This is a genomic window from Deferrivibrio sp. (genome assembly GCF_055117995.1).
This window is the reverse complement of the sequence record NZ_JBSQOT010000050.1, coordinates 1-9,572: the sequence shown is the minus strand read 5'-3', so window position 1 is coordinate 9,572 and position 9,572 is coordinate 1. Positions and strand designations below refer to the sequence as shown.

The 9,572-nt window shown below is 33.1% G+C and carries 11 protein-coding genes; 2 read left to right on the top strand and 9 right to left on the bottom strand.

Going from position 1 to position 9,572, the window contains the following annotated elements:
- The 8 genes from ACTCAF_RS09950 to pyrF form a co-directional block, all read right to left on the bottom strand.
- On the bottom strand, positions 1-1,000 hold a 1,000-nt coding region (locus ACTCAF_RS09950), incomplete at its 3' end, for a GGDEF domain-containing protein (protein ID WP_463063130.1).
- Positions 969-2,228: a CheR family methyltransferase gene (locus ACTCAF_RS09945; protein ID WP_463063129.1), complete on the bottom strand. Its 1,260-nt coding sequence runs from the start codon at positions 2,226-2,228 to the stop codon at positions 969-971. The genes ACTCAF_RS09950 and ACTCAF_RS09945, both read right to left, overlap by 32 nt.
- Positions 2,197-2,532, bottom strand: a complete 336-nt coding sequence (locus ACTCAF_RS09940) for an STAS domain-containing protein (protein WP_463063128.1) — start codon at positions 2,530-2,532, stop codon at positions 2,197-2,199. The genes ACTCAF_RS09945 and ACTCAF_RS09940 overlap by 32 nt, the downstream gene beginning before the upstream one ends.
- Before the next feature lie 10 nt (positions 2,533-2,542).
- Complete coding sequence (locus tag ACTCAF_RS09935; RefSeq protein ID WP_463063127.1) at positions 2,543-3,214, bottom strand: flagellar brake protein; 672 nt, start codon at positions 3,212-3,214, stop codon at positions 2,543-2,545.
- A gap of 3 nt (positions 3,215-3,217) precedes the next feature.
- A complete protein-coding gene (locus tag ACTCAF_RS09930) occupies positions 3,218-4,729 on the bottom strand; it encodes a response regulator (RefSeq protein WP_463063126.1) in 1,512 nt (503 codons plus the stop codon).
- 3 nt (positions 4,730-4,732) lie between these two features.
- Entirely contained in the window at positions 4,733-5,899 is a 1,167-nt protein-coding gene (locus tag ACTCAF_RS09925; protein WP_463063125.1) for an ATP-binding response regulator, read from the bottom strand.
- 63 nt (positions 5,900-5,962) lie between these two features.
- Complete coding sequence (gene pyrE, locus ACTCAF_RS09920) at positions 5,963-6,544, bottom strand: orotate phosphoribosyltransferase (RefSeq protein ID WP_463063124.1); 582 nt, start codon at positions 6,542-6,544, stop codon at positions 5,963-5,965.
- Positions 6,541-7,254 (bottom strand): orotidine-5'-phosphate decarboxylase, encoded by a 714-nt coding sequence (pyrF, locus tag ACTCAF_RS09915; RefSeq protein ID WP_463063123.1) that lies wholly within the window; start codon positions 7,252-7,254, stop codon positions 6,541-6,543. Before pyrF ends, pyrE begins: the two co-directional genes overlap by 4 nt.
- Positions 7,255-7,381: 127 nt before the next feature.
- On the opposite strand from pyrF, the gene ACTCAF_RS09910 reads away from it, so the two are divergent.
- Entirely contained in the window at positions 7,382-8,443 is a 1,062-nt protein-coding gene (locus tag ACTCAF_RS09910; protein WP_463063122.1) for a threonine aldolase family protein, read from the top strand.
- A complete protein-coding gene (locus ACTCAF_RS09905) occupies positions 8,415-8,864 on the top strand; it encodes a pyridoxamine 5'-phosphate oxidase family protein (RefSeq protein ID WP_463063121.1) in 450 nt (149 codons plus the stop codon). Before ACTCAF_RS09910 ends, ACTCAF_RS09905 begins: the two co-directional genes overlap by 29 nt.
- Here the strand turns inward: ACTCAF_RS09905 and fdhD are convergent.
- Positions 8,861-9,572 (bottom strand): formate dehydrogenase accessory sulfurtransferase FdhD (gene fdhD / locus ACTCAF_RS09900; protein WP_463063120.1); only part of this gene is annotated, 712 nt, incomplete at its 5' end. The two genes, ACTCAF_RS09905 and fdhD, sit on opposite strands and share 4 nt — an antisense overlap.

Genomic DNA, 9,572 nt, shown 5'->3' with positions numbered 1-9,572 from the left:
AAACCAGAATTTGGTCACCTGCGGTATGACCATATGTGTCATTAATTTTTTTAAAATAATCTATATCAAAAAGAAGGAGGGAAAAGACAGATTTTTTTCGTTTCATGATAACTATTTCTTTTTTTAAGAATTCATCAAAAAATCTTCTGTTATAAATTCCTGTAAGGTAATCTGTAACAGATATCATATGCTCTCTGATTACGGCACTTTTTATGTTTATTATATCGAATATTTTGTTAAAGATTATGTCAATTACAGTATCCAGCCTGTCTAAGTCTTTTATCTGGTTGTTTGCAAAAATTATTCCTGCAAAAAAGTTATTATTCTTCAAAAAAAATAGTTTGGATTCTTCGAGGTATTTTTTTGTGTATTGTTGTTCTTTTTTTTGTTCATATATCTTTAAATTTGTAAAAGTTAGTCCTTTTTCAGATAAGATTTCTTTTATCGTATTACCATCCACAAATGAGTTAGGGGAAATGTATAATTCTGTTGCATCCTTTGTTGTTTGGCCGATAAAAGCTGTTGCAGGCATTAAACAAATTTCAAGTAGCTCAGCTATTTTATTGAATACACGACCTATCATTTTATAATCTTCCAGAAAAACTACATTTAAAAGCTCAAGAGTGTTAAGAAGTAAAAAGTCGTAAAAAACATCTGTGTAATTATCTGAAACAGGTGCAGGACTGCTGCCATTAAGATTTTTTAATACGGTGCTTAATTCATTGATGTTGACAACTATTATTTGGCTGAAATAGTAGTTTGAATCAGAAACAAGTACAATTGAAGATATTTTTTTTATGTTTTGCAACCTTAAGAGTGTAGGTAGCAGAAGGATATTGGATTTTAGGAATTTTTCAGATATCACGACAATAAGTTCTGTTTTTTTTACTATTGTTTTTATTGCAGTGAAGACTGTGTTTTTAATCAGGCTATCAGGGGCAACTTGCTTAAAGTTTTGATTCTCGATTTTATTGCATATAATCAGACAACTCTTCTGCATTGAGCCCCGCCCTTTCAAGTATATTCTTTAATCTTATTATATCATCTTTTTTGTTAAACAGGGCTATTTTTTTCTTTAAAATTCGTATGTATTCAAAAAAATCTTCAGTTTTGAGACAAAGATTTAAATATTGTTCGATTTTTTCTTCGTTGTTTGAGTTTATTATCAGAAAGGTTCTTAACCATTTTTTTGCTTCCTCATTAAATCCAAGCTCATAAAAGCACTCAGACATTATTGCAAGGGGCTCATCAAACAGAGGATTATCTGTAATAAGCTTATAGCATATTGAAATGGCCTTCAGGTAATCTTTTTTTAAAAGTGAGTCTTTTGCATTTTCTAAGGATGGATTATCAATATTTTGTTCAAGACAGCTGTAATCAAATGTTTTTTTTGATTCACTTCCTTTGAAATCAAAAAGCTCTCTGTAATCCATAATTGCTATCTGGTTCAGGTCAGGTTTTGAATAATATTTACACCCTTTTTTTGACTCCTCCTTTAAAAATTTTCCAAAAGTCTTTATTGAATATTCCTCTTCAGAAGTGAAAAGAAGACCACCTGATACAAGCAGATTTGCTGCAGTTTCTATAAACGTCTCAATAGCTTTTTTGTTAAGATATATGAGAACGTTGTTTATAAGGATAATGTCGGCTCCGGGAATCATCTTACTTATATCTTCTTTCAGAATATTTATTTTTAAAAATGTAACATTTTTTATTATATCTTCAGACAATTTATATTTATTATCAGCGGTATAAGAAAAGTATTTTTTATATTCTTCTGGTAGTGCCTTTAAAGAGTATTCGCTGTAGGTAGCTTTTTTTGCGTCATTAATTGCATCATCGTCAATGTCTACACCGTAAATTTGAAAGTCAATATTATGCTTGTGTAAATACATTGATATGGAATATGCTTCCTGACCTTTGGAACACCCGATTGAAAGAATTACAGGGTTATGTTTTGATTTGCAATACTCAAGAATAAGTTGAAGCTGCAAGGGGTATCTAAAAAAATAGGATTCATTGTTTAGCAGAAGATTACTGAAATGCCTGTCAATAACATTTAGCGCATTTTCATCAAAACCGGTACCTGCTATATGACAATTATATATGAGATTCAATATCTTGTCAGTATTCAGCTCATTTATCTTGAGCCCGTATTGGATTTCCAGGTACTTTAGAATTGCCTCTATAAGTGTATTACTGGAATAAACTGCTTTTAGCTTCGTCATCGGTATCAAAAATATTAAATAATCTATGCAGGTTAGTGTTTTTGAAAATTTTCATAATATTTTCACTTAGCCTTGTCAGAGCGAGTTTTTTGTTGTTGTCCTTTAAAAGTTTTAGTATCTGGATAAGTTCTCTCAAGCCGCTGCTATTAAGATAATTCACTCTTGAGAAATTAATGATGCAACCATCAATTTCATTCAGGAGCTGTTTTAAGTGATTCGCAATTTCTTCCCCTGTAAGCGTATCAAGGTCATTGATAGGGAAAACTATTTCTATTTTTTCATCTCTTTCTTTGTAAATTGACATACAACACCCCTTAATTTGCCATTCTTCTAAGTTCTATTTGTCGTTGAAAAACATATTTTATTATTTTGTCTCTGTCTGTTTCCTTTATTGATACAAATTCAATACCTGCTTCAGACTTGTCATCATTATTATAAAGGTGGACAACCCTTGATACTATGTCAAATTTTGTACCTATTGCCTCTGACATGTCAAGTTCCAAAGCCTGGCCAGGTTCGAGTTTGACATCGGTGGTAAGTCTCACCCCTCCACCTGAAATATCTCTTACGATAGCCTCATAATCTTTTTTTATCATTTCCGGATTTCCATCATTTATTACATAATCAATTGTTTTTATCTTAATTTTAAGTCTTGTTTCCACTCTAAAATATGTTCTAAGTTCAAACCTTGTCAGATATGAAGGGGCCTTTATTTCAAGTAGTGGAATATTTTCTCTGACTCTGCCCAGTACTTCACTGTTGAAAGAAAATCTTCCGGATGCTGTCAGAAAACTGATTTCGAGATTTGCACCAGGGTTAATGGGGAAGGGGATACCTTTCTGGGTGGGGATAGTTATTTTTACCTTATCTTTTTCAATATCTTCAACTCTTGAATCATAAATCCCCCTATAGTTACCTGAAAGGACATTTACAAGTATTTTTGTGTTTATTGTCAGATAGTTTGATACATCTTTTATCTTTTCCATTTCCTACCCTTTGTGTTTTTGAAATTTCATAACAAATTCCGTAATATTTTCATCGGAAAAAACTTCTATTTCTGCACTATGTTTATTTATAATTTGCCTTACAATAGCAAGACCAAGGCCAGTCCCTTCACTGTCTTTTTTGGTTGTAAAAAATGGTTCAAATATTTTTTCTTTGAGTTCATCAGGAATTTTTGGTCCGTTGTTTTTTATTGAAAGATATACATTATCGTCATCTTCGTATGTTGTTACAATAATTTGAGGGTTTTGTACACCTTTTACTGCATGATGAGCGTTTATCAGAATATTCAAAACAGCCTGTTCAATCTGTGACTTCACTGCATTAATGTAGGAAATATTTTCATAAAGATTAAATATTATATTTACACTTCCTCTTTTTAATTCATATTCGCCAAATTCAATTACGTCTCTTACAACAGAATTTATATTGGTAGGATATTTTTTCTCCGTGGAAGGTTTTGCAAAGCTAAGGAGTGTTTTGCTTAAGTTTTCTATTTTTCCAAAGCCGTGCTCAATTCTGGAAACTATATTTTTTAAATCTTCATTATCGTTTTGATTCAAATATTTTATTTTCAAAATTTCAAAATATGTTTTAAGGGCAGTAAGGGGATTATTTATTTCATGGATTACACCTGCTGTGACCTGCCCAACAGATGCCAGTTTCTCAAGATGTATTATTTTATCTTTAATTTCACTTTCCCCGGAGATTGGTCGTAATGATGCTACGATTTCATCATCCAGATGGGAAAAGGTGCAAAGAAATATGTCATATTGGCTGTAATTTTTCAAAATTAACTGAAGGTTGTAAATGTTCTTTTTATTTTTTAGTATTGTTTTGATTTTGGACAAATCTTCGCTGCCTACATCAAATATGTCAAAAAAAGTTTTGTTTTCAGAATACTGGTCAACAAAATTTTTGTTGTTGAGCGCTGAGTTATTGTAGAATTTTATATAAAATTCATTATTCAGCAGGAAGATTATATCGGTTATATTTGACAGTATCTTTTCAAGTTTGTTTTCATATCTTGCAATTTCTTTGTTAAGTTTAAGAATTTTTCTTGCTTTTTCTTCCAGTGATTTTGATATTTCCCTCTGAATTGGGTTATTTTGTATTTCGGTAAAGTTTTGGTGGCTGTTTTCAATAATTTCCTTCAAAGTTTCTGAAAAAGATATTGGGTCAATAGGTTTTGTAAAATATTCACAGCATCCTGCATTAAGAGCAAGCTCCTTATATTCGTCACTGAAGGCAGCAGTGAGCGCTACAACGGGAATATGTTTTAGCTCTTCATCACTTTTTATCATCGTTGTTGCTTCATAACCCATCAAGTTTGGCAGATTTATATCCATAATTATAAGGTCAGGCATTAGCTGCTTTGCCTTATCTATTGCATCTATGCCATCTATTGCATTAAACACCTGAAAACCTTTTTTTGAAAGAACAAACTCAACAAGTTTGTAGTTTTCAAAATTATCTTCTACATATAATATCTTATACATGACTTACTCCGGTAATTGTATATAAAAGGTACTGCCTGTCCCTTTCCCTTTACTTTCTACCCAAATTTTTCCCTTTTGTATAGTAATAAATCCTTTTGCTATTGCAAGGCCCAATCCTATCCCTTTGCCTTGAAATTCATAGTCGCTTGAGTGGTGGTGAGAAATATCGTTCAAGGCAAAAAAAGGCTTAAATACTTCTTTTAACTCTTCTTCATTTATGCCAGTGCCATAATCCCTTACGGAAAGCGTATTGGATTTGTCATCAAAGATAATATCTACTTTGGAATTGTCAAAGGAGAATTTGATAGCGTTTAAAAATACCTGGGTAATTGCATAAACCGTTTTGTCAAAATCACACTTTATATACTTGTCAGGCACATCAATATTAAAACCAATATTTCTTTTCTTCATATACGGGCTACAATATGTTAAGCTTTTTTCTATCAAATCAACAACACTTACCTTTTTATAGTCAAGATTAAACAACCCTCTTTCAAGTCTTGCCATGTCGAGTATCTTATTTACAGTCATGTTTAATTTCTCTGCAGCTTTGTTTATGTTATTAATATATTCCATGATATCTTTGGGTAAGTTATCTTTTTTCTTATCCAAAATAATTTCAAGATAACCCATGAGTGGCACAAGTGGTGTTCTTAGCTCGTGGGATGCTATAGATATAAAGTTTGACTTCAGTTTGTCAATATCCATCAATACCTTATTTGTCTCAGTGAGTTCTTCAACTTTTTGTTTTAACGATTCAATAAGTTTGTCAGTGTATTTTTCCATGACAATTCTCGTTTCAAGCTGTAGCGGGCTATCAAACTCATCTTCTGTGATTTGTTTGAAAAATGTAGTGGGGTCTATTGGTTTTTCTATGTAAAGATTAAATCCCAGAGCCTGTGCAATAATTTTATCATCTTCATCTGAGGATGCTGACACAGCAACAAGTTTTGTTATTTTGTCATTTTTCCTGATAATCCTTGCTATTTCAAGCCCGCCAAGCCCCGGAAGATTTATGTCAATAAGCACAATGTCGGGATTTTCCTGAAAATATAGGTTTAATCCTTCTTCACCGGACGTGCAGGAAATAAAATCGACATTATATTTTTCCAATGTTTTTTTTAACAAAAAAATATTGGTACGATCGTCCTCAATATACAATATTTTCATACCCAATAATAATTAATAATTTTACAATATTCAATAAAAGTTGTGTATTGTTTTAAACATTTTTTAGTTTTGTTTAATAAACCTGCTCCCCGGTTTTACCAGCTCGATATTTTGTTTGCAAAGTGGACATTCCTCGGGTGAGTAAGTTTTAACTTCAAGTCTTATTAATGGATAAAACGGGTAATCAAATTTTGCCTGACCACCGCTTCTATCAATAAGGCTTGTTACCGCTACTACTTTTGCACCGGTCTGAAGAACTGCATCAATACATTCTTTTGTCGATTTTCCTGTAGTAACAACGTCTTCTGCTATAAGTACAAGCTCCCCTTCAGATAATTGAAAGCCTCTTCGAAGTGTCATTTTCCCATCAACCCGTTCGGTAAATATAGCCTTCTTTTTCAATAATCTTGCGAGCTCATATCCAAACCTTATTCCACCTATGGCAGGGCTTACTACAGTGGTAAACTGAACATCATAAAGTTTTTTTACAAGTTCGGAAATTATCTCTTCTGCTATAACCGGGTATTGCATAACAAGGGCACTCTGAAGATATGTATCGCTATGAAGACCTGAAGACAGCAAAAAATGACCCTTTAAAAGTGCTCCATGTCTTTTGTAAATATCAAGTACTTGTTCCAATGTCATTTCATCTCCTCCTTTATCATATCCACTGCAAGAGCAGGGTTTTCATGTTTTGTAATTGGTCTGCCTATTACCATAAAGTCGGTTTTTAACTTTACAGCATCCCCCGGAGTAACAATTCTTTTCTGGTCGTCATTCCCGGCAAAAGCAGGTCTTATCCCCGGTGTTATTGTCAGAAAATTTTCTCCGCAAATCTGTTTTATATACTTAACTTCTTTTGCTGAGGATACTACACCATCCAACCCTGCATCTCTTGCACTTCTGGCAAGAAATCCCACGTAATCTTCAGTAGAATCCCAGTTAAGTTTCATTTCACTAAAATATTTACTGTCAAGCGATGTAAGCAGCGTGACACCTATAAGTATGGGTTTTAAAATATTCCTTTTTTCACAATAGCTTTTAAGATTGTCGGAGGCTGTTTTCATCATGTCAAAACCACCCTGACAGTGCAGGTTTAAAATATCGATACCGATTTCTGCTGCAGAGGTTACGGCGCCTGAAACAGTGTTTGGGATATCATGAAATTTCAGGTCAAGAAATACTTTTTTGTCATTCAACTTTAAATATTCTATAAGTTTGTGGCCAAACAAAACAAAAGATTCAAGACCTACTTTATAATACAAAATTTTTTCACCGATAGCATCAACAATTTTTTTGGCAGAATCGAAATCTTTTGTGTCAAGAGCAACAATAATTTCCGGTTTTTTAAACATTATTTCATTCTCCTTATTCAGGCTTGGGAATATATAATAAAATGTTAAAATATTCAAGAAATTACTAAAGTTTTATTCATTTATTTTTGAATTGTAAATTATTTTGAATTGATTTATTAATGTGATTATGAATAAGAAAACGAGTTTTAAAAATGATTACAGTGAAGGTGTTTATCCTTTGCTCCTTGATGCACTTTCAAAAACTAACGATGAGCAGCTTGAAGGTTACGGTCTTGACAAATATTCTGTTCAGGCAAAAATGATCATTCAGGAAAAGCTTAATATAAATAATTGTGATATTCATTTTCTGGTAGGTGGTACGCAGACAAACAGGGTGTTTATCAAAGCTTCCTTAAAAAGCTATGAATCTGTAATTTCAAGTGAAAGTGGGCATATAAATGTGCATGAAGCGGGAGCCATTGAAGATGTTGGGCATAAAATAAATTTTGTTAAATCTGAAAATGGCAAAATTACCCCTTCTGATATTGAGATGATTGTTAAAAGCCATACAGATGAGCACATGGTAAAACCAGCGCTTGTTTATATTTCAAATTCTACTGAGTTAGGCACAATCTATACTTTATCAGAAATAGAAGATATTTATAGATGCTGCAGAAATAATGGTTTACTGCTCTATATGGATGGAGCAAGACTTGCCCAGGCCCTTTCTTCCCCCTTTTGTGATTATAAGCTAAGTGATATTCATGGCTTTTTTGATGGATACTATATTGGTGGGACGAAAAATGGGCTTTTTGCAGGAGAAGCGCTTGTTATAAACAATGAGAATCTAAAAAAAGATTTTAGGTATTACATAAAGCAGGCAGGTGGTTTGCTTGCAAAGGGTAGGTTGCTTGGTGTTCAATTTTATGAAATATTTAGAAGTGATTTGTATTTTGATTTAGCCAAAAATGCTGTTGATAAAGCGCTTGCTCTTGCTGAAAAGCTTTCTGGTTTGGGCATAAGATTTAAGTGCAGGCCAGAGACTAACCAGATTTTTCCTATATTCAGCAATGAGCTAATTAAATATCTGTATGAATATTTTGATTTTTATATATGGGAAAGTATGGATAGGGATTTTTCGGTTGCAAGGATTGTAACTTCCTGGGCTACAACTGAAAAACATGTTGATAATTTTTTCACAAAAGTAAAGGGGTATCTTGATGAGAAGGGCAGACAGAGCTGTTGGTGAAATTGAGGCATGGGAATTTGTTTGTAAGGGTGAATACGGTGTATTGTCATTGTCTGATGGAAAAATCCCTTATGGTGTTCCACTTAATTATTGCTTAATTGACAAAGATATATATTTTCACTGTGCCCATGAGGGTAGAAAAATAGATATTATGAAGAATAACCCTCTGATTTCATTTTGTGTTGTAAAAAGAGCAAGAATACTGCCAGATAAGTTTTCCACTGCTTATGAAAGCGTTATTGTTGAGGGGGTAGTGTGTGAAGTGGCAGAAAAAGAGAAAAGAGATGCACTTGTAGGGCTTATAAAAAAATATTCTTATGACTATTATGAAAATGGTCTGAAATATATTGAATCAATGTTGGAGCAAACTTCCGTATTTAAGATAACCGTCAAAAATATTTCCGGTAAATCAAGACGTTAGTTTTTGATTATACGCTCTTCACCGGTAAAAAGAGTAAAGCCCTTTCTTGATGTAAGCCCTATCAGGGTCATATTGCTCTCTTTGGCTATCTTAATCCCCTCTTCACTTGGTGCTGTCCTTGACACAACAACAGGTATTTTTGCCTTCGCACACTTTAATATCATTTCTGATGTGAGTCTTCCGGTAGAAAGTATAATCCCATCAGCAGTAGAACCACTGAGCAATATTGCACCTATTGTTTTGTCAATTGTGTTGTGCCTTCCTATGTCTTCACAGGTAAATACAAATCCGTCGACAGACTTAAAGTAGGCCTTATGTACGCACCTTGTATGTGTGTGAAGCTCTGATTCTTTTTCCAATCTTGTGAATAAGGTGATTATCTCATCAAAAGCAATCTTGGTGTCATAAGTGATTTTCTCATTGTTTGAATAAGTTTTTTCTAATACTTTCCCGCCACCGCAGCCTGAAGTTACCGTCCATTCCTTTTTTGTGCTTACGTCAAAATACATATCTTCGAGATAGATATAGATATTGTTTTGTTCGCATGTCCTAAAGTGGACAATATCGCTACTTTTTTGTATGATATCGGAGGTAAAAAGAAATCCGTATGTAAATTCTTTAATTTTATCCGGCAATAGCATGGCTGATGTAAATTTTTTTCCATTTACCAATATATTAAATTTAGATTCTTTGACAATGTAACGTATG

Coding starts and splice junctions, on each gene's coding strand:
- pyrE (WP_463063124.1), bottom strand. CDS start 6,544: ATGACATTGGAACAAGTACTTGATATTTACAAAAGACATGGAGCACTT.
- ACTCAF_RS09925 (WP_463063125.1), bottom strand. CDS start 5,899: ATGAAAATATTGTATATTGAGGACGATCGTACCAATATTTTTTTGTTA.
- ACTCAF_RS09930 (WP_463063126.1), bottom strand. CDS start 4,729: ATGTATAAGATATTATATGTAGAAGATAATTTTGAAAACTACAAACTT.
- ACTCAF_RS09935 (WP_463063127.1), bottom strand. CDS start 3,214: ATGGAAAAGATAAAAGATGTATCAAACTATCTGACAATAAACACAAAA.
- ACTCAF_RS09940 (WP_463063128.1), bottom strand. CDS start 2,532: ATGTCAATTTACAAAGAAAGAGATGAAAAAATAGAAATAGTTTTCCCT.
- ACTCAF_RS09905 (WP_463063121.1), top strand. CDS start 8,415: ATGAGAAGGGCAGACAGAGCTGTTGGTGAAATTGAGGCATGGGAATTT.
- ACTCAF_RS09910 (WP_463063122.1), top strand. CDS start 7,382: ATGAATAAGAAAACGAGTTTTAAAAATGATTACAGTGAAGGTGTTTAT.
- ACTCAF_RS09945 (WP_463063129.1), bottom strand. CDS start 2,228: ATGACGAAGCTAAAAGCAGTTTATTCCAGTAATACACTTATAGAGGCA.
- pyrF (WP_463063123.1), bottom strand. CDS start 7,254: ATGTTTAAAAAACCGGAAATTATTGTTGCTCTTGACACAAAAGATTTC.